This window comes from Pseudidiomarina mangrovi (assembly GCF_003999375.1).
Taxonomy (GTDB): domain Bacteria; phylum Pseudomonadota; class Gammaproteobacteria; order Enterobacterales; family Alteromonadaceae; genus Pseudidiomarina; species Pseudidiomarina mangrovi.
This window is the reverse complement of the sequence record NZ_RJLC01000010.1, coordinates 221198-242550: the sequence shown is the minus strand read 5'-3', so window position 1 is coordinate 242550 and position 21353 is coordinate 221198. Positions and strand designations below refer to the sequence as shown.

15 protein-coding genes are annotated in these 21353 nt (G+C 51.6%); 11 read left to right on the top strand and 4 right to left on the bottom strand.

Going from position 1 to position 21353, the window contains the following annotated elements; genetic code table 11:
• Nucleotides 1-40 precede the first annotated feature (40 nt).
• The 5 genes from nadK to EFO84_RS04250 all read left to right on the top strand — a co-directional run bounded on the left by nadK (nucleotide 41) and on the right by EFO84_RS04250 (nucleotide 8690).
• Nucleotides 41-931, top strand: coding sequence for an NAD(+) kinase (nadK, locus tag EFO84_RS04270; protein ID WP_127346829.1), 891 nt, complete (start codon nucleotides 41-43; stop codon nucleotides 929-931).
• A 90-nt stretch (nucleotides 932-1021) separates the two neighbouring features.
• A complete protein-coding gene (recN, locus tag EFO84_RS04265) occupies nucleotides 1022-2701 on the top strand; it encodes a DNA repair protein RecN (protein ID WP_127346828.1) in 1680 nt (559 codons plus the stop codon).
• Nucleotides 2702-2811: 110 nt separating this feature from the next.
• Complete coding sequence (locus EFO84_RS04260; RefSeq protein WP_127346827.1) at nucleotides 2812-3168, top strand: outer membrane protein assembly factor BamE; 357 nt, start codon at nucleotides 2812-2814, stop codon at nucleotides 3166-3168.
• Nucleotides 3169-3217: 49 nt separating this feature from the next.
• On the top strand, nucleotides 3218-5956 hold the full coding sequence (locus EFO84_RS04255) for an insulinase family protein (protein WP_127346826.1): 2739 nt from the start codon (nucleotides 3218-3220) through the stop codon (nucleotides 5954-5956).
• Nucleotides 5957-6137: 181 nt separating this feature from the next.
• On the top strand, nucleotides 6138-8690 hold the full coding sequence (locus tag EFO84_RS04250; RefSeq protein ID WP_127346825.1) for an EAL domain-containing protein: 2553 nt from the start codon (nucleotides 6138-6140) through the stop codon (nucleotides 8688-8690).
• A 12-nt stretch (nucleotides 8691-8702) separates the two neighbouring features.
• On the opposite strand, the gene EFO84_RS04245 is transcribed toward EFO84_RS04250, so the two are convergent.
• Genes EFO84_RS04245 through fadI form a run of 3 tightly spaced genes read right to left on the bottom strand, consistent with a single transcriptional unit; the run spans nucleotide 8703 to nucleotide 12367 of the window.
• Nucleotides 8703-8900 carry a hypothetical protein gene (locus tag EFO84_RS04245; protein WP_127346824.1) on the bottom strand — a complete coding sequence of 66 codons (198 nt, stop codon included), beginning with the start codon at nucleotides 8898-8900 and terminating at the stop codon, nucleotides 8703-8705.
• Between the two features lie 21 nt (nucleotides 8901-8921).
• Nucleotides 8922-11045 carry a fatty acid oxidation complex subunit alpha FadJ gene (gene fadJ, locus EFO84_RS04240; protein ID WP_240642641.1) on the bottom strand — a complete coding sequence of 708 codons (2124 nt, stop codon included), beginning with the start codon at nucleotides 11043-11045 and terminating at the stop codon, nucleotides 8922-8924.
• A gap of 11 nt (nucleotides 11046-11056) precedes the next feature.
• Nucleotides 11057-12367, bottom strand: coding sequence for an acetyl-CoA C-acyltransferase FadI (fadI, locus tag EFO84_RS04235; protein WP_127346822.1), 1311 nt, complete (start codon nucleotides 12365-12367; stop codon nucleotides 11057-11059).
• 162 nt (nucleotides 12368-12529) lie between these two features.
• Between fadI and EFO84_RS04230 the strand changes: the two genes are divergently transcribed.
• Genes EFO84_RS04230 through EFO84_RS04205 form a run of 6 tightly spaced genes read left to right on the top strand, consistent with a single transcriptional unit; the run spans nucleotide 12530 to nucleotide 19411 of the window.
• Nucleotides 12530-13486: an AAA family ATPase gene (locus tag EFO84_RS04230; RefSeq protein WP_127346821.1), complete on the top strand. Its 957-nt coding sequence runs from the start codon at nucleotides 12530-12532 to the stop codon at nucleotides 13484-13486.
• Entirely contained in the window at nucleotides 13486-14451 is a 966-nt protein-coding gene (locus EFO84_RS04225; protein WP_127346820.1) for a DUF58 domain-containing protein, read from the top strand. The genes EFO84_RS04230 and EFO84_RS04225 overlap by 1 nt, the downstream gene beginning before the upstream one ends.
• The gene (locus EFO84_RS04220; protein ID WP_164742375.1) at nucleotides 14448-14933 is read left to right on the top strand and encodes a DUF4381 domain-containing protein; all 486 of its coding nucleotides are present in this window, start codon (nucleotides 14448-14450) and stop codon (nucleotides 14931-14933) included. The genes EFO84_RS04225 and EFO84_RS04220 overlap by 4 nt, the downstream gene beginning before the upstream one ends.
• Nucleotides 14930-15928 (top strand): vWA domain-containing protein, encoded by a 999-nt coding sequence (locus EFO84_RS04215; RefSeq protein WP_127346818.1) that lies wholly within the window; start codon nucleotides 14930-14932, stop codon nucleotides 15926-15928. Before EFO84_RS04220 ends, EFO84_RS04215 begins: the two co-directional genes overlap by 4 nt.
• The gene (locus tag EFO84_RS04210) at nucleotides 15921-17702 is read left to right on the top strand and encodes a vWA domain-containing protein (protein ID WP_127346817.1); all 1782 of its coding nucleotides are present in this window, start codon (nucleotides 15921-15923) and stop codon (nucleotides 17700-17702) included. The genes EFO84_RS04215 and EFO84_RS04210 overlap by 8 nt, the downstream gene beginning before the upstream one ends.
• Nucleotides 17696-19411, top strand: coding sequence for a BatD family protein (locus EFO84_RS04205; protein ID WP_127346816.1), 1716 nt, complete (start codon nucleotides 17696-17698; stop codon nucleotides 19409-19411). Before EFO84_RS04210 ends, EFO84_RS04205 begins: the two co-directional genes overlap by 7 nt.
• Before the next feature lie 72 nt (nucleotides 19412-19483).
• Here the strand turns inward: EFO84_RS04205 and ppiD are convergent, their stop codons facing one another.
• Nucleotides 19484-21346: a peptidylprolyl isomerase gene (ppiD, locus tag EFO84_RS04200; RefSeq protein ID WP_127346815.1), complete on the bottom strand. Its 1863-nt coding sequence runs from the start codon at nucleotides 21344-21346 to the stop codon at nucleotides 19484-19486.
• Nucleotides 21347-21353 lie beyond the last annotated feature (7 nt).

The following is a 21353-nucleotide window of genomic DNA, read 5'->3' as shown; positions in this document are numbered from 1 at the left end:
ATTGAATCAAGGCTCGCTCCAATAAAAATCAGGAAATACTATGTCAACGCCGAGCCAACCGCCATTTCGTCGAGTCGCCCTGCTGGGTAAGGTCAACCACCAAGCAACCCGTAGCACTCTGCTCAATTTGCTCGATGGCTTGCAGGCCGCCGATTATAGCGTGGTATTAGAGCAACGGACCGCAGAACAACTGGGGCAACGGGCCGAATTGACGCTGCCACTGCATGAACTTGCTGGGGCCGCGGATATCGCCGTGGTGGTAGGCGGTGATGGCAATATGTTGGGTGCTGCACGGGTGTTTGCCGAGGCGGGCTTGCCGGTGATTGGCGTTAATCGTGGCAATTTAGGCTTTCTCACGGACCTCGACCCCGACCAAGCATTACAGCAACTGCTCGACGTGCTCAGCGGTCATTATCAAATAGAGCCACGCAGCCTGTTGCAAGCCACGATCATGCGAGGTCGGCAAACTTTAGCGGTGGGCCGCGCCATTAATGAAGTGGTACTGCACTCTGATAAAGTGGCCCACATGATCGAATTCGAAGTCTTTATTGATGACCAGTTTGTCTATAGCCAACGTGCCGATGGCATTATTGTCTGTACGCCAACGGGCTCTACGGCTTATTCATTATCTGGCGGCGGTCCCATAGTAACTCCAGCAGTAAACGCGATCACCTTGGTACCTATGTTCCCTCATACCCTCAGTAGCCGCCCTATTGTAGTATCTGGCAACAGTTGCATTCGCTTGCGCACCGCGCCGCATAACGCTACCTTGCAAATCAGCTGCGATGGCCATGTACGGATGGCGGTGGAACCGGGTGACGAGGTGGTGATAGAGCAATTCCCGCAACCCTTACATTTAGTCCACCCAACCGATCACTGCTACTATCGGGTGCTGCGCAATAAATTAGGCTGGGGCAGCCGGTTGTTTTAAATTTTTTTAAGTCGGTGCCAGCGAGTACCTTGCAATACTGGTTAAATACTGTATAACTACTGTATAGATAACCAGTGATTGGAGGTCTCCATGTTACTTCACCTGCAAATACGCAATCTTGCCGTAGTGCGTACCTTAGCCGTCGATTTTCAGCCCGGCATGACAGCTATTACCGGCGAAACCGGTGCCGGAAAATCAATCGCCCTTGATGCCCTTGGCTTATGCTTAGGCGATCGTGCTGATAGCGCCATGATTCGAGCCGATGCGGAGCAAGCCGAGGTTGTCGCGAGCTTCGCGGTTAACCCGCAATCACCGGCTGGGTTATGGTTAGCTGAGCAAGAGTTTAGTAGTGACCATGATGATGACGACCAATGCGTATTGCGCCGTATCATTACTCGCGAAGGCCGCTCAAAAGCTTGGATCAACGGCTACCCTGTGACCGTTGCCCAGTTGCGCGAATTAGCGCCGCTACTGGTTAATATTCACGGCCAGCATGAGCATCAATTACTGACCCGCAATGACCACCAACTGCACCTGCTCGATCACTATGCCCGTCATCAGCAGTTGCTAGACCAAGTCAGTCAGGACTACCAACATTGGTACCAATTGCGCAAACAACAAAAGCAGCTTGAACAGCAACAAAGCGACCGCCAGGCACGGACCCAACTCATCAGCTACCAACTACACGAGTTACAAGAGTTTGCCCTGCAAGCGGACGAGTTCGAAGAACTTGAGCAACAACACCGGCGCCTGAGTAACAGCGCGGCGTTGCTCGAAGATGCTAGTTTTGCTTTAAATGCGTTGTACGAGGGTGAGCACAATAATGCTTTTGGTTTGGTGCAATCAGCGCTCAATCGGCTTGAGCAGCAGTTAGAAAATGACACCAAGCTAGAGCCCATTGTGCGCTTGTTGCATGAAGCCAGTGTGCAGCTGCAAGAAGCCGCGAGTGAGTTACGGCATTATCACGACCATGTCGAACTCGACGATGAACAGTTAGCGCAAACCGAACAACGCGTCAGTCAGGCCATTAAGTTAGCGCGCAAACACCAGCTCGAAGCAGCACAATTACCGCATTTTCAACAGCAATTAGAACAAGAACTTGCCCAGCTGCAACAGCAAACTCAAAACGCCGATGAAAGTGAGCAGTTGGTTAAAGCAGCAGCGCAGCAATATCGGCTCAGCGCAGAAAAACTGGCTGCCAGCCGCAGTGCCGCGGCCATTGAGTTAAGTAACCGTATCAGCCAAGCGATGCAGCAATTGAATATGCCCCATGGCCGTTTCAGTATTGCCGTGGAGCACCAACCGCAAGCTCCCGCCAGTAAACTCGGTACCGACCAGATCCAATTTCAAGTCACCACCAACCCAGGCCAACCGTTGCAAGCACTCAACAAAGTTGCTTCGGGCGGCGAACTGTCGCGCATTAGTTTAGCGATTCAAGTCATTACTGCCAGTCAAATGACCACGCCAACTCTGATGTTCGATGAAGTCGATGTTGGAGTCAGTGGCGCTACCGCTGCCACAGTAGGCAATTTATTACGGCAGTTAGGGCAGTCCTGCCAGGTCATCTGTGTCACCCACTTACCGCAAGTGGCTGCCAAAGCTCACCAACAATTACGGGTCGATAAAACCACTGATGGTGAACATACTGAAACAGTTATGGTCGAACTGGAACATCAGCAGCGTGTTATTGAATTAGCGCGTTTACTTGGTGGTGATAGCGTTACCGCTGCAAGTACCGCCAATGCTGAAGAATTACTAGCAGTGAGTTAATGTCTAAACGTTAATTGCCAAGCAAAGAGGCTGGTCATTACCAGTCTCTTTGTTTATCATCGCAAAGCAATTGAGCGCTTTACCCCATTTGAGAGTCCATAGCAGGTCGTATGAAAAAATTATTACTCGTCGGTAGCCTTTTGATCATCCTTAGTGGTTGTTCCGTATTTGAAGGGTTGGTATACCGAATTGACATCCCCCAAGGTAACTACCTTGAGCAACGAGACATCGACAAACTGCGTATTAACATGACTAAAGCGCAAGTTGAATTCGTAATGGGAACACCGGTTGCCACCAACGTGTTTCGCCAAGATGTTTGGCATTATGTGTTTACTATGAACGCAGGTACGGGTCCGCAAGACAATTTTAAGAGTTATGCGGTACTGCGCTTCGAGAACGACCGTTTGGTATCCTATGAAGGGACCTTCAAGCGGCCAGAGAACTTCGATATTCCGCTGGATCAGTAACGCAGCTTAGCTGCCCAGCGCATTCACCCGCCTTGTCAAAAGGAGTGTTATGCAATCCGGCAGCACTAGTGCGCAAGCACGGTTGATTACCAGCCCGACCGACAAGCGACAATACCAATATCTGGTATTGTCCAACGGCCTGCGCTGTATTCTGGTGCACGACCAAGCCACTCGCCAAAGTAGCGCTGCATTAGCAGTTGCCGCTGGCCATTTCCAAGATCCAGACAATGCTCAAGGGCTGGCCCATTTTCTTGAGCACATGCTGTTTTTGGGTACCGAAGGCTACCCGCAAGCCACTGACTACCAAGATTTCATCGCGGCCCATGGCGGCAACCACAACGCTTGGACCGGCACCGAGTACAGCAACTATTACTTTTCCATTGCCAGCGAACACTTCGCCCCAGCACTCGACCGCTTTACTCGATTTTTCTATCAGCCGCTATTTGCCGAACAATGGGTACGCCATGAATTACAAGCCATTGAATCGGAGTTTCGGCTTAAGCAGCGCGATGAATTACGACGCCTCTACCAAGTTCATAAGGCGACCGCCAATCCGCTGCACCCGTTCAGTAAATTTTCGGTGGGTAATTTAGCCACCCTTAAAACCGGCAGCACCGCCGCTCTGCGTGACCAGCTCATGGCTTTTTTTCAAACTTGGTATCGGCCTGATCGCATGACTCTAGTGCTTGCTGGGCCGCAACCACTGACCGAGCTCCAGCAGCTGGCCGAACACTACGGCGCAACAATCCCAGCCCGCAGCGGACCAGAGTTCAGCGTTGACCAGGCGCTATATCGTCACGACCAGATGGGTGTGCTGATTCAGGTGAAGCCGCTGAAAGCCGCGCGGCGATTAATTATGGCCTTTGCACTGCCGGGCATCGATGCAGATTATCCGCACAAAACCACCAGTTTCATAGCCCATCTGCTCGGTTATGAAGGTCCTGGTAGTCTCTATAGCCATCTGCATCAGCAGCATTGGATTCACAGCCTAGCAGCCGGTGGCGGTATCAGTGGAAGCAACTTCAAAGACTTTAATATCAATATGCAGCTGACCGAGCTGGGCTTACAGCATATTGATGATATCGTCAGTTCGGTGTTCGCATTTATTGCACTGATTCGCCAACAGGGGCTGCAAGATTGGCGCTACCGTGAACGGCAAATTAGTATTGAAAACGCTTTTTCCTTCCAAGAACCTGCGCGTAGCGAAGATTTGGCGCCGCAGTTAGCGATTAACATGCATCACTACAGTCATGATGACGTTATTTACGGCGATTATCGCATGGATAGCTTGAATCATCGCCTAGCTCAGCAGCTACTGGACAGTATGACCCCGGAACGTTTACGTATTACGCTCATTCATCGTGGCGTCTACACCAACCGGCGTGAGCCTATTTATGGTGCGGAATATTCGCTGCAACCGCTGACCGCTGTGCAGCGAACTCGCTATACCGATGCGCAACCAAGCGCCACCATGCAACTGCCGTTGGCTAATCCATTTTTGCATCAACAATCAACTGTCAAATTACTGCCAACCGAGCACAGTGCGCAGCCGCAATTACTGGTTAGTAGCAGCAATCAGCAACTTTGGTGGTTACAAGACCCCGATTTTAGAGCGCCAAAAGCGCATATTTATCTGCATTTATTACTGCCCCATGCCGTGCAACACGCCTCAAACTATGCCTGCGCACGGCTCTGGTGCGACCTCCTTCTCGATCAGCTCAACGAACAGTATTACGATGCCGAGATAGCCGGTTTGCATTTTAATTTATACACCCAACAAACCGGCATAACCCTGCATTTGTCGGGTTATTCGAATGGTATCGTCGATTTATTTAAGCGACTATTGCTAGAGCTTCCGCAGCTAAGCATGCAGGACACCCGCTGGCACGATATGCGCAGTAAATTAAGTGCTAATTGGCAATCTTCGCTGGCCAGTAAACCGATTAGTTTGTTGTTTGCTCGCGTCAACGTCATGTTGCAGCCATACACGTTCTGTCTGCCCGAACTCGCCCAAGCAATTGAGCAGTTACAGGTCGCTGACTTTACCCAATGGCAACAGCAGCTATTTTCGTGTGTCAGTGCCAAAACCCTAGTACACGGAGACCTCAGCGAAGCTGACGCACAACAAATTGGCCATGCGGTAGAACACTTTATTGGTCATCCATGCACCCAGCCACAGCTCGATTTGACACCGCGTAGCATAGCCACCATGAGTGGCCACATTCCAACGCTGTTGACCACCCAGCATAGCGACCATGCCACCATGCTGGTCTTGCAACACCCCGAATCAAGCATTGCCGCTCAGGCTGCAGTTCTTCTGTTAAATGATTTGATCGCGCCGCGAATATTCTCGCAATTGCGCACCGAGCAACAGCTCGGTTATGTGGTTGGCAGCAGCTACTTACCCATTCAACAACAACCACAGTTGCTGCTCTATGTACAATCTAATAACTACAGTCATGACCAGCTCGAACAGCGCCTGAGCGATTTTGTGAACGATTTTGGCAAGCAACTGCAAACGCTCTTAGCCCAGCAGCTAGCCAGCAGCAAACTCTCCATTCAACAGCAGTTGCGTGAACCCGATACCAATTTGCGTATCCGTAGCCAACGGCTGTGGACCTCCATCATGCAGTCTGACCAAGACTTCGATCGATTAACCGCTCTGGCCACTGCAATCGAGAGCTGGAACCCCGAATCGTTGCTCGTGTTTTGGCAGCAATGGCGAGCCCTTGCGCATGCTCAAGTTTTTGTCCATGCGGTGCCAAAGAGCTTTGACAGTGGCAGCTGAATTGTTTAACGTAATCGCCAATCAAATAGAACGATAAGAGCTGGTTATTAAACCGCCAAACTCGGGGATTTACGTGCAGCAAAACCTTCCTCGCGGGGTCATTAACGCCTTTTATGAATACCTCCGCAGGGGGTGGTCTCGCGCCACGCTAACCGTGCTGAGTTACTTGCTTGTTGCGAGCATGCCTGCAATGGTTTTTGCCCAACAAAGTGACTGGCAGGTTGAGTTGATCACCTTGCGAGTGGCCAATCAGCCCATCCAAGCCAGTCAACTGGATGCCCGCAATCGGCCACAACTGTATAATGCAGAGACCCTCTATCTACCCAATTTGAACCAACCCTTCACCATTGAATTTGGTGCCCCGTACGCGCCGCAGCCACAGCGATTGTTCTATCGTTACCGCTTAGAAGGCTTTGATAGCGGTTGGATTTATACCGATGCGGAGTTTCGCCGCGCGACCTATACCAACTTAGGCTTTGGTCGTTTTCAATTTATTGTTGAAGCCTCGGTGGATGGCACCTCATGGCAAGGCCAGCGGCGTTTAAACCTAGATGTCGCTATGCCCAGCTGGCTATCGCCCTGGGCCATCGCCGGCTATTTATTGCTGACCATTGCCATTGTAGCGGCGGTAGCCTTTACGGTTCGGGCGCGGCGCTTAGCCATTCGACAATTACGTGACAGCGAAGAACGCCTTAAGTTGAGTTTATGGGGAAGCGGTGATCAACTCTGGGATTGGGATATTCGTGACCAAACACTGCACCGGCACAATCAATGGCGACAATTAGCTAGTTTTCCGCAAGACCGTATTCGCTTTGGCCAGCGTAGCCAATCATCAAACATCCACAGCCACGACCTGAAGCGCGTGCAGCAAGCTTTGCATGATTATCTGGACGGCCGCAGTGATTTCTTCGAAGCAACCTATCGGGTAAACAGCGATAACGGCTGGATTTGGGTCCTTGATCGCGGCAAAATTGTTGAGCGCGATAGTCAGCAACAACCCACCCGCATGACCGGTACACTGAAAGATATTACCCCGTTAGTGGCGGCCGAAGAGCGCTTAAAAATGCTGGCCGCTTCAATTACCAATATCTCTGACGGTGTGTGTATTTACGACAATGAATTCAAAGCCATCGAAATCAATCAGTCGTTCACCCGTATTACCGGGTTTCATCGCGATGATATGCTCGGTCGTGAGTTGCAGTTCCGCCTCTATAGCCCTGATTACCTGAATCAAATGAAGCAAACCATTACCCATCATGGTAGCTGGCATGGCGAAATTGAAGACTTACGCAAAGACCAATCCACCTACCAAATTGAGCTCACCTTAGATGCGATTCGTGATGAAGCCGGGCAAACCACCCATTATGTGGCGACCTTTTCTGATATCACTGAGCGTAAAAATGCCGAGCGCGAACTGCGGCGTTTATCCAACACCGACACCCTGACTGGATTGCCGAATCGCTCGTACTTTCAGGTCAGTCATTCCAACTTGGTCCGTAAGCGTATTCAACACGCCATGCTGCTGTTTGACCTCGACGACTTTAAAAAAATTAACGACTCCCTCGGCCACGAAATTGGTGACCAGCTGCTATTGCACGTTGCCGAGCGGGTTGCCGAAGTCGGTCGACCGCAAGATACCTTTTATCGATTGGGTGGTGATGAATTTATTTTATTGCTCGAAGATACCGCTGATGTACGCATCATTACTGCAGCTGCCAAACGTATCTTAGAAAATCTGAATCAGCCGTTTCATATCGCCGACAATGATATTGTGGTCAGTAGCTCTATTGGTATTGTGGTCTACCCCAGCGACGGCCTGTCATCGCAAGAACTGCTGCAAAATGCTGATACCGCCATGTATCACGCCAAAAGCCGTGGTGGTAACGGCTATCAATTCTTCAACGATTCGATGAACAAAAACGCCGTACGGCGCCTGCACATCGAAAACCAGCTACGTCATGCCCTGCGCAACAATCATTTACAGGTTCATTATCAACCCAAGGTATCGTTGCGAACCAACAAATTCGTAGGTTTAGAGGCTCTGGTGCGGCTTGAAATACCGGGCACTGGCATGATCAGTCCTGCTGAATTTATCCCGTTGGCTGAAGAAACCGGATTGATCATCGAAATTGGTGAGCGCGTGTTGCGGCAAACCTGTCGCGATATGCGTGAGTGGGTTGATGCGGGTTTGGTCAAAGGCCGTGTAGCGGTGAATTTATCGGCCAAACAGTTTCTGCTACCTAACCTGACTCAGCGCGTGGTTGAGATCCTTAAAGAGTACAAGTTAGAGGCCAAATACTTGGAATTAGAAATCACTGAGGGCATGGTGATGGAAGATCCTGAGCGCGCTATCAGCATCATGACAGAGCTGCATGCTTGTGGCATTCATTTGGCCTTAGACGACTTCGGCACCGGTTATTCGTCACTGGCGTATTTGAAGCGCTTCCCTATTCAAACGCTGAAAATCGATAAAGCCTTTATCGACGACATCAATGTCGATGAGCGTGACCGTAACATGGTCGCCTCGATTGTTGGTCTAGCGCATAACTTAGGCTTAGATGTGGTCGCAGAAGGCGTGGTCAATCACCAACAATTGAGCACCTTAGCCGCCATGGACTGCGAGTTTGCTCAAGGTTATTTGTTCTCTGAACCACTCGGTCGCGAACAATTCCTCCAACAAATCGCCAAACCCATCACTGCGGTACCAGCACCCGCCGGTACCTTACTCAACTAATACAGTGAACGCTCAGCGTGGCTGCCAGTAGACGTGGTCACGCCCGGCAGCTTTCATCACTAATAAGCGTTTGTGGCTAATAAACATCGGTAGGCTAAATGGCCCAAGGGTGAGGCCTAACAAGCCCCAGCGCTTGGCACCCATAGCGTTCTTCAGTGCTAGTACATAAAGTGTCAGCGCAGACAACAAATAACACAGCGCAATAATCACTTGGCAACTCCAATCAGGTCATTAATAAAAGGTCTTATTCTCGGCGGCATATTCTAACAATAATGGCGCTGGGGTGTAACGCTCGCCATGCACTTTTGCATAAGCTTGCAGGCGTGCCACGACTTCGCTGATACCAATCGCATCCATATAGCGGAACGGGCCGCCACGGAACGGTGGAAAGCCGATGCCGAAGATAGCACCAATATCACCATCGCGCGGACAGCGAATAATGCCATCGGCCAAGCAATAGGCTGCCTCGTTGAGCATTAACAATACCGTACGTTGGGCAATTTCAGCACCCGCCAACTGGCCGTTGAGTTCTACCCCAAGCAGCTTGTAGACGCTGTCATCGACCTTTTTACCAGCTGCTTTAGCGCTGTAGAGGTAAAAACCTTTGCCGTTTTTCTTACCTTTGCGCTCATCATCAAGCAACTTGGCAAAGGCTTCAGGCGCGCGGAAGCGATCGCCAAAGGCATTGGCTAAAATAGGCGCTACTTTGGCTGCTACATCAATACCTACTTCGTCCATCAACTTCATAGGTCCAACTGGGAAACCAAACTTCACCATGGCTTTATCAACCACTTCGATCGGTTCACCGCCTAGCACTAGTCGCGCTGCTTCATTCATATACGGCGCTAAAATGCGGTTGACATAGAAGCCCGCCCCATCTTTGACCACAATCGGTGTTTTGCCCTGGCGCTTGGCCAGCGCCACCGTGGTAGCGATAGTTTGTGGCGAGGTACCGGCATGGGTGATAATTTCCGCCAGTGGCATTTTGTCTACCGGCGAGAAATAATGTAAACCGATGACATTTTCTGGCCGCGCTGCTTTTGCGGCAATATCGGTAATCGGTAAGCTGGAGGTGTTGGTGGCAAAAATGGTGTGCTTGCCACAGACATTCTCAATATCGGCGACCATTTGCTGTTTCAGCGCTAAATCTTCAAACACTGCCTCAATCACCACATCAGCCCGCTCAAAGCCACTATAGTCGAGGCTACCACTTAACCGCAGCATGGTCTTTTCAAGCTCAGCACGACGCATGTGGCGACGCTTCACTTTCTTGTTGAGTAGGTCATAGGTGTATTTCAGCGCGTGCGCTATGCCCTGCTCGCGAATATCTTTGATACGCGCTGGAATACCGGCTTTAGCTGCGGTAACAAAGGCAATACCACCACCCATCAAGCCACCGCCCAAAATACCGACGCGTTCCACTTTGGCCGGTTTGACATCACCTGCCCCAGTTTCTTTTTTCATGTCCGTGGTAGCAAAGAAGATATTCCGTAGCTGCTTGGACTCAGGGGTCATCGCCAGTTCAGCAAAGGCCCGTGCCTCATACTCTAAACCCGCCTGAAAGCCATTGGCAGCGCCATAGGCAATGCTATCGATAATCTTATCAATGGCTGGATAGTTGCCCTTAGCTTTGGCTTGTGCCTGCTTACGGGCGGTATTAAAAATAAACGAACGGCCAAACGGCGTGCGCTCGAGGAGCTTATTGAGCAGGCTTAAACGAACTTTTTTCACCCGTGGCTTGCTGCTGAGAGCTAGTTTCACCGCGGCATCGAGCAAGATACTAGCCGGCACCACGTCATCAACAATACCGAGTTTCTTCGCTTGGGCTGGGCGCAACTGCTTACCGGTGAGGATAATTGGCAGCGCTGCTTGCAACCCAATCAACCGTGGCAGCCGCTGCGTGCCACTGGAGCCGGGTAACAAGCCAAGCTGTACTTCCGGCAGACCAAAAATAGTCTTGGCCGAATCGCTGCTAATACGGTAATGACACGACATCGCCAGCTCTAAACCACCGCCCAAACACACCCCATCAATAGCGGCAACGACTGGGATCTGCAGCTGCTCAATGCGGTCAAACATAGCCTGGCCTTGGCGCGCGACACTCTCAGTATCGGCCGCGGTTTCAAACTGATCAATCATGCTGATATCAGCCCCAGCTACGAACGAACCGGGCTTATCGCTCATTAAAACCAAACCTTTCAGATCACGACGCTGTTCCAGCTGATTCAATGCGCGCGTGACATCGTCGGCAAAGCTCATTTTTAAGGTATTCATCGACTCACCGGGTACATCAATGTGGAGTACCGCAACTAAGTCATCACGCACTTCGAGGGTAAAGGCTGGTTGTGTTGGCATGTTATCGCTCATTAGTTGCTCTCCAAAATCATCGCCGCACCTAAACCACCGGCCGCACAGGCTGTGGTCAACGCCGTACCGCCACCGCGACGGCGTAATTCACGCAAGGTTTGGGTAATTAAACGCGCACCAGTGGCGGCAAATGGATGACCATACGCCAACGAGCCACCTAACACGTTAAATTTGTCCATATCAATCTCGCCAATAGCTTGACTGCGATTCAAATGCTGCTCAGCAAAACGTTTGCTAGCAAACATTTTTACGTTGGCCAACGCCTGTGCCGCAAACGCCTCATGCATTTCAATCAGATCTAAATCGGCTAGCTGCATGCCGGCGCGCTCTAATGCCAACGGCGTGGCATAAGATGGCCCCATTAGCATGTCCTGATGCACGTCAATAGCCGTAAAAGCATAGCTACGCACATAGCCGAGCACCTCGTAGCCTAACGCTTTAGCTTTACTCTCGGTCATCATTAACAAGGCTGCTGCACCGTCGGTCAGCGCGGTGGAATTAGCCGCTGTCACTGAGCCATGCTTGCGGTCAAACACTGGCTTCAATTTGGCATAACCTTCGAGCTTGCTGTCGCTGCGAATGGTGTTGTCGCGGCGTAGAAAATCTTTAAATGGTTCGGCATAAGCGGTCATGACTTCATCGTCCAATTTGCCATCTTCCCAGGCGGCATGAGCCAGCGTGTGTGAGCGGTGCGCTAAGGCATCTTGATCAGCACGACTAATGCCATGAGTTTTAGCCATTTGCTCAGCGGTATCACCCATGCTCAGGCCGGTACTGTACTCGGCAATGGCCGGTGGCACCGGCAACAGATCCTTCAAGCGCAAACGGCGGAAAATTGCCAAGCGCTGGCCCAAACTGCGGGCTTTATTGAGGTCAACCAAGGCATGCGCAAGCGCCCGTGATACCCCAATCGGCAGCACCGATGATGAATCTGCACCACCTGCAATAGCTACGCTGATGTTGCCCGCCAGCATGCTCTCAACCACGTTGACGGTCGCTTGAAAACTGGTCGCACAGGCGCGTGACACGCTGTAGGCATCAGTGCTAACCGGTAGGCTAGTACCCAGCACAATTTCGCGAGCAATGTTAGGCGCAGATGGCATTTGTACCACTTGCCCAAATACCAACTGCTCAACTTCGCGCGGGTCTAAGTTGTAGCGATTCAGCAGCTCCTGCACCACCATCTTGCCCATATCCAACGCTGGTACGCCATGAAAATAGCTTGCCTGCTTGGCAAACGGTGTGCGTAAGCCTGCTACAATCGCGATGCGGTCGCCGCTCGCGGTGAGCAATTGTTGTCGTGCTGCCATCTGTGTTCCCCTGTACATGAATGCGGTGATGAATCGTTAATCTGGTCTGACCTCACACTTGATTACAAATTTTAGCGGGTCTGTGGCGAGAATAAAACCGTTGTTTTCGGTAAAGTGCACCCTTACAGTATAGCGATGTTATTAAACTCACTAAGGATTTTCATGGCAGCCGAACAATTTCAAGCCCTGCGCGACTATCTTGACAGCCAAGTTTTAGGTCAACCCGAGTTCACCGAGGCACTATTGATCGCTGTGTTGGCCGATGGCCATTTATTGGTTGAGGGCCCACCGGGGCTGGCTAAAACCCGCGCCGTCAATGCCCTTGCTGGCGGTATCGAAGGCAGCTTTCACCGTATCCAATTTACCCCAGACCTACTCCCAGCTGACCTAACGGGTACTGATATTTATCGCCCCGAAACCGGCCAATTTGTGTTTCAACAAGGGCCGTTATTCCATCATGTCATTCTCGCTGATGAAATCAACCGCGCACCAGCGAAAGTGCAATCGGCGTTATTAGAGGCCATGGCAGAGCGGCAAATCACCGTTGGCCAAACCACCTACCCGCTGCCAGAACTATTTTTAGTGTTAGCAACGCAGAACCCGCTGGAGCAGGAAGGCACTTACCCACTGCCGGAAGCGCAGCTTGACCGCTTTTTAATGAAACTTAATTTGGATTATCCGGCGGCGGATACCGAACTTAAAATTCTGCAATTGACCCGTGGCGAGCAACTCAGTGGTCAGCTCAGCATGCCTAAGCCCGTGCGCCAAAGCGATATTTTTGCTGCCCGCAAAGAAGTATTGGCTATCTACATGGATGAAGCGGTCGAGAATTATTTGGTGCAACTGGTTATCGCCACCCGCCAAGCACAGCATTACAGTGCTGATATCGCCCGTTGGTTAAGCTACGGCGCCTCGCCACGGGCCACTATTGCGCTTGATCGCTGTGCGCGTGCCAAAGCCTGGTTGGCTGGGCGTGATTTCGTCACTCCTGACGATATTCAGCAAGTGTTCTTATATGCCCTGCGCCATCGTATCATTCTCAGCTATCAAGCCGAAGCCGAGGGGGTTAGCCCTGACCAGGTGCTGCAAGCTATTCTGCAGGCGGTGCCTGCACCCTAATGATGAGCCCAACTGACTGGCTACAAACTTGGCATAGCGATGGCGTTCATGTCGGCAGCGCCGAGTTAATGTATTACCGCAGTAAAGTAGCAGCCTTTAGTCGGCTGCAGCGCAGTCGTCCGGCGCGCAGCAATAATGGTGCACTGCAATCAAAAATCAAAGGCCGCGGTATGGAGTTTGATGAAGTGCGTCATTATCAAGCCGGTGACGACGTGCGCACCATTGATTGGCGTGTCACCGCGCGCACTGGCGCACCGCACACCAAGTTATTCCGTGAAGAACGCGAGCGCCCAGTGCTGTTTGTGGTTGATCTCAGCCATGCTATGCACTTTGGTTCCAGCTTGCTGCTCAAATCAGTCCAGGCCTGTCATTTAGTGGCTGCCCTGGCGTGGCAAGCGGTCAGTCGCGGCGACCGCGTAGGAGCCTTAATAGGCAGCGCAGAAGGCCATAGTGAAGTACGCCCGCAAGCGCGTCAGCATGGGGTAATGCAAATAATTCAACAGCTGATCCAGCAACAGCAACACAGTATCAGTAGCTGGCAGCAGCATGACAGCGTAGACAACAGTGCTGAACAGGTCTGGCAAAAATTACTAGAGCGCACCCAACAACTGGCAAAACCAGGGACACGTATTTACCTGCTCAGCGACTGGGCTGCGACCAAAGAGCCACATTGGCAGCTGCTGCAAGCATTACAACGTCATTGCCAAGTACAGGCCATTCAGCTCTATGACCCGCTGGAACGGCAGCTGCCCAAGCAATTAGCCGGCTACAACTTGAGTTTAACCGACTCGGTAAGACAGTGGCGTATGCCGGCCCATACTGCTGATACGCGTCAGCAATTCCAGCATTTTGCCGCCAGCCAGCAACAGCAGCTTGAACAGGCCATGCAACAGCATGGCATCGTGTTAAGCCAGGTCAGTGCCGCCAGCGCACTGGAACAACAATGGCCGGAGCTACGCTTATGATCGATAGCGCGCAACCATTAGCCGAACTGCATGATATTGTTGCTGCCCCGGCCGCCAGTTGGTGGCCATTAGCACCGGCGTGGTATGTGCTCATAGTGCTGGCTATGGTGGCGCTGGTCACCAGCGCCATTGCCCTCAATCGTTATTATCAACACCGCCGTGTTCGCCGCGCCGCCTTGCGTGCGCTGCGCCAACCGGCAAGTAACTTTAATGCCATCACGCTGGTGCTCAAACAGGCCTGTTTGGGCTACTTTGATGCCAACCATGTCGCCTCGCTTTCGGGGGCCGCTTGGTTTGGGTTTTTACTGCAGCAGTTGCCGCGGCGCACTCAGCCACAGCAACGGGCATTGCTACAACAATTACAGCAATCGGCTTATCAGCCCACTAGCAACGTGAGCTGCGAGCAGTATCAGCAACTGGCGCGCTATTGGCTACGGCATGCGTTACCGCCCAGCAAAGCCAGTAAGGACGCGCGCGCATGATTGAATTTGCTTGGCCCTGGTTGGCGCTGCTTTGGCCACTACCATTACTCATTCGACGCTTCGCAAAAGCGCGTGCGCCGCAATTCTCGCAACTATGGCTACCGCATTTACCACCGCCATCAAAACAAACGTTGTCTCATCGCGGCGCGCTATGGCCACTGCTGTTAGCACTGTTGATTTGGACCAGCGCAGTGATCGCAATGATGCGTCCGCAATGGCTGGGAGAACCACTACCAATACAAAATCAAGCGCGCGAAATGATGATAGCGGTTGATTTATCGGTAAGCATGGAAATAGCTGATATGGCCATTGCCGGTAATCAAGTTGACCGTCTGACCATGGTTAAACATGTGCTCAACGACTTTATTGCGCGCCGCAGCGGTGATCGTCTCGGCCTCATTCTTTTTGCTGATACCGCCTATGTGCAAGCACCCATGACCTATGACCGGCGCACTGTTCAGCAATTATTAGATGAAGCGGTGTTGCGCCTAATTGGTGAACGCACAGCAATTGGCGACGCCATCGCGCTCAGTGTAAAACGCTTTCGTGAGCGCGAGCAAAGCAATAATATTCTGGTGCTTTTAACCGATGGTCAGAACACCGCCGGCAGCGTATCGCCGGAACAAGCCCTAGAATTGGCTAAATTCTATGGGGTTAAAATCTATGCAATTGGTGTTGGTGCTGACGAGATTGTGGTAGACGGCTTTTTTGGTCGCCGCCGGGTCAACCCCAGTCGTGACCTCGATGAAGACATGCTACGCAGCCTCGCTGAGCAAACCGGCGGTCAGTATTTCCGTGCCCGCAGTACCGAAGAGCTAGAACAAATCTATCAAACCCTGGATCAGTACGAACCGGTCGCCGGAGAGCAGCAGTTATTGCGCCCACAACGCAGCTTATTCCACTGGCCAGCAGGTTTCGCGGTGGCATTGGCATTGCTCTGGCTGCTGCTCCGACAAGCGCCATTAGTAGCTCAATTAAGGAGTTCGAATGGCTGATTTTCATCTGTTACGACCTTGGTGGCTGCTATTACTCGCGCTCATTCCGTTACTACTGTGGTGGTGGCGGCGCCCGCAGCACGGCCATGGCTGGCATCAACTGCTGCCGACTCATCTGGCGCAGGTGCTGGTCCGTGATTCAGGTAGTGTGCAGCGGCCACAACGCTGGCAACTACTGTTAGCATTAGCGCTAGCGACTTTGAGTCTAGCTGGGCCAAGCTGGGAACGTCTGCCACAGCCGGTCTATCAGCTTGATAACGGTCAAGTACTGGTGGTGGATATGTCCTTGTCGATGCGCAGCACTGACTTAAGCCCTAACCGATTGTCGCAATTACAATTCAAGGCGATGGCCTTGGTGAGTCAGTACCTCGATGGTGAGACTGGTCTGGTGGCCTATGCCGGTGATGCTTATGTCATTAGCCCACTGACCTCTGATGGTCGTAATATTAACCATTTAGTGCGTGCCTTGAGCCCAGAATTAATGCCGGAATATGGCAGCGCTCCGCTACCTGCGTTGCAGTTGGCACAACGTCTGTTACAAGAGTCAGGCTATGCTAATGGCGATATTTACTGGCTAACCGACGGTATTAATACCGCCGACTACACTGAAATAGCCGATTACATTCGCCAACAACCCAATCGCATTTCTATCTTGGCGCTGGGTACAGCTGCTGGAGCGCCGATTAAGCAACTCGACGGTAGTTTGTTGCGCGATGCCAACGGTGAGGTGGTGATACCACGCGTAGATGCTGAACTATTGCAACAGCTAGCCGCTATTAGTGGCGGTCAATTTAGCCAATGGCAACGCGATGCTAGCGACCTAGTTACCTTAACCGCTGCTGGCCCGCAGCGCCGCGACGGTAAGCAACAAGACGATCAACAAGTTGGTGATCAATGGCTCGACCGCGGACCGTGGTTGTGGCCATTGGTGTTATTACTGGTGCTGCCACTAGCGCGCCGCGGCGCATTGCAAGCCAGTTTACTCGGCCTGCTCAGCCTGACCCTCTATACCCCGGCGGTACCTGCACAAGAACCCCCAACGTGGTATCAGCAACTGTGGCAAACTCCCTATCAGCAAGCTCACCAGGCACTCGAGCGAGGTGATTACCAACAAGCGCAACAACTTGCCGAAGACCCATGGCAGCGCGCTACAGCCAACTACCGTGCCGGTAATTATGAGCAAGCTCTCGCTGACTTTGCTGCCGATCAAAGCCCGATTGGTTGGTACAACCAAGGTAACAGTTGGATGCAACTTGGTGATTATCAACAGGCCATCAATGCCTACCAGCAAGCTCTCGCTGCGCGACCAGAATGGTTAGAAGCGCGCGAAAATATGGCCTTGGCGGAACAATTACTGCAACAACAGCAGCAATCTGATCAACAACAGAACGACCAGCAACAGTCCGAGCAACAGCAGTCTGACCAGCAACAACAGCAGAGCGAACAACAATCTGAGCAGCAACAAAGCGAACAACAAAGTGATCAGCAAAGTGATCAGCAAAGTGAGCAGCAAAGCGAGCAACAGCGTGAACAGCAACAGCAGACTGAGCAGCAGCAACAAACTGAACAGCAGCAAGCCGCTGACACTGAGCAACAAGCGCTGAGTGACGAACAACGCCAGCAACAATTAACGGACGAGCAGCGTCAACAACTCGAGCAATGGCTTAATCGTATTGACGATGATCCGGCCTTATTATTACGCAATAAAATGCGCCTTGAAGCGCAACAACGACGTCTGCAACGGCCACCCAAAGGAGCACAGCAACAGTGGTAACCGCACTCCGTAAGCTGCTAGCGCGGCTGCTAGCCCTCAGCCTTCTCATCGTGAGCTCAGCCATTTCAGCGGTTGAGGTAAATATTAGTGTGGATAAAAATCCAGTCGCTAGTGGCAGCAGTTTTACCCTGACCGTGATTGCTGACGACCACCTATCACGCACCGCTTGGCAACCCGAGCAGCAACTCGATCAATTTCGCGTGCTCTCCACCTCAGTCAGTTCCAGCACGCAAATAGTCAACGGCGCTAGTTCGCGCAGCACTGAATTTCGCACCCTACTGCAGGCACCTACTGCACCAGGCCGTTATCAAATCGGCCCACTTCAAGTTGGTGGCGCCAGTACCAATGTCATTGCATTAGAAGTGTTACCATTGTCTGCGCAACAGCAAGCCGAGCAAGCCCCAGCGGCATTTATGGAAGTCAGCTTAGATCGCAACGAACTCTATGTGCAGCAGCAATTACAATTAACCGCAACGCTTTATTTAGGTGCTAATTTACTCAGTGGCAATATTCTGCCACCAGAACTCGACAATGCCGAAATCAATCAACTCGGAAAAGATCAAGAAAGCTATGAAATGCGCAACGGCAAGCGCTATCAGGTATTTAAACGAACCTACCTGATTACGCCTCAACGCTCCGGCGATTTAGTCATCTCTGCACCAATCTTTAATGGGCAAATAAACAGTGGCCGCAGTCTGTCGCCATTTACCGGCATGAATAGCGCGGAAGCGGTCACAACCTCAGCTCAACAGCTGCCCATTAGCGTGTTGCCAGTGCCCCCTGAATGGCCAGCTGACGCTAGTTGGTTACCCGCTGAGCTAGCCACCATCAGCGTCGAATTGGCTGATACCAACAGCGCTCAAGGAAAAGTTGGTGAGCCACTCACCTTAAATTATCGTGTCACCGCCATTGGTGTGCAGAGTGATTTACTCGCGCCGCTGCAATTAGCCCCACTAGCCAATGCTGATACCTATCCCGAACCCAGCCAACGGCAAACCAGTGAACGTAACGGTAAGTTGATTGCCCAACAACTGACGCAAGTAGCGATTATTCCGCAGCAAAGTGGTCGTCTGCTGATCCCAGCGCAGCAATTAACTTGGTTCAATACCGTCACCCGCCGCGTCGAACGCAGTCTCTCTCAACCCATTGAAATCGATATTGCGGCAGCATCTGGACTACAGCCACAACTACCACAACCACAGCAACGCGAACCGATACAAGCCACTGAACCCGCACCAGCTCGGATTGAATATCGCCATGATGCCGGCTGGTGGCCGTATCTCGCCGTTGCATTAGCAGTGCTTTGGCTCGCCACCACCAGCTTACTGTGGTGGCAACTACAGCGCCTTCGCCAGCGCCCAGTCAGCGCCCCTGCACATACCGTTAAGCCGGCGTTGCAATTGAAACAATTGCAGCGCGCTTGTGAGAGTAATTCGGCACTGCAAGCGGAGTCGGCTCTGAAGTTGTTTGCTGAGCAGCAATTGGGCCTACGACCACCATTATTACCTGCACTCGCGCAGTATTTTCAGCATGCGCCATTAAAGAGCCAACTAGAGCATCTGAGCCAATGTCGCTATGCCTCAGCAAGTGCACCATGGCAAGAAGGTAAAGCCTTGTGGCGAGCTTTACAAGCGGCGCAGCGACAACTGCAGACGCAACAAACCGATGCGCTGGATGCGCTGCCCAAACTGTACCCGCCATCCCGCTAACTGTTGGTGCAAATAAAACCAGGCATAAAAAAAGCCAGTCGCAAGACTGGCTTTTTCACATACTAGAGCTAATTACAAACGGATGTCGATGCTCGCATCAGCACGGAGTGCTTCAATAAATGCGGCATAGATGGTCTGCGTCATACTGTTAACAAACTGCTCTTGCGTTTGCACTGTCGTCGTTTCGTCAACCGTACCGGCCGTCACCTCAGTTAACTGCACCACAGCGATATCACCATTCGTGACCGTGGTGGTGGTGACTTGGCTGGTTGCTGCAGTCGGTGCTGACAAATCAAACAAAGCTGCGATGACCGCGCGCGGATACTCGCTTGAACGACGGGTAACCGCGCTCATATAAACCACCTGCTGGCTCATCGCCTCGCCGTTCTGTAATTGCGCTTGGATGGTCTCGGCATCGGCCTCAGCCAGCTGTTGTGCTTGCTCTTTAAGTACCGCTGCAGTGACGGTGTCACGCACCTCTTCGAGTGGTTGTGTGGTGGCGGCACGATAATCGAGAACGCGGACAATCACCGCAGTAGTATCGCCAGTTTCAATCACATCACTGTTCAGCCCTTCAGCAATAAACTGTTGGTTAAACAACTGCTGTTGCACCGCTGGGTGACGCAACGCTGCTGGGGCATTATTGGCGTTGAAGAAATCGGTTGTTTGCACCGTTAAGCCGGTTTGCTCGGCTAATTCGCTCAAGCTATCAGGAATTTCAAAAGCCAACTGGGCAGCTGTCTGTTGCACTTCATAATAAGCCTGTTTGAGCTGTTGCTCGGTCAAATCGGCAACGATTTCATCACGCACTTCGGCAAGCGGTGTGCTGGACCCTTCAATCCGATCGGTCAGCTTAATGATGTGAAAACCAAAGGAAGTTTGCACGATATCGGTGGTGCTGCCAATATCAGTCAGAGCAAAAGCTGCCTGCTCAAATTCAGCATCCATCGTACCTGGCTCAATGTATTCTAAATCGCCACCCTGCTCAGCCGAGAATAAGTCGTCTGAATACTGTTTCGCCAGTTCGGCAAAATCACCACCCTGCTGTACAGCCGCTAGCGCTTCTTCTGCACGCGCGCGTGCAGCACTGTCGTCACCTTCAATTAAGATGTGTGAAAAGCGATACTGTGATTCAGTCACAAAGCGATCACGATTGTTCTCGTACCACGCTTCAACGGCTGCTTCATCGATACTAATGCTATCGACCAAATCGGCTGCATCCAGCGCTAAATAGTCAACTTGCACCTGCTCAGGCACCGCAAATCGACTGGCATTACGCTGATACCAATCGTTGACTAACTCATCAGTGACTTCAACCTGACTTTCGTAATCAGCTAACGGTAAGGTGATGTAGGCACCACTGCGTTGCTGATTAATCAAAGCCTGTAACGCGGCCGTTTCCGTAGCTAGTACAAATTCGCTATCGACCAAGCTTTGCAACAACTGACTACGTGCTAGGTCGCTACGCATCAATTCGGCAAAACCATCTGGGGTGTAGCCTAAGCTGCGCAAGGTAAATTGATAGCTGTCGTTATCAAATTGACCAGCAACACGAAAGCTTGGAATGTTGCGAATTGCTTCTTTGACTTGCTCATCAGACACGCGTAAACCCTGTTGGTTGGCATACTGCACAACCAGCTTTTGATTCACCAAGTCATTCATAACACGTTGACGCAGTTGCTCATTAAAGCCCGGATCAACGGCTAATTGCTCATAAAAATCACCGAGCTGTTCGCGTTGACGGCTACGCTCATTTTCAACCGCTCGATCAAATTCTGCCCGACTAATGTCTTCGCCATTTACGCTGGCGACTGCTGGATCAGCGGTGCTCGAGATATAACCGCTAATACCGGTCAACGCAAAGGTCAACGCAATGAGTACCAGCAGGATTTTAACGAACAAGCTACCTGACCTTTCCCGTATTGACTCCAACATAATGTAT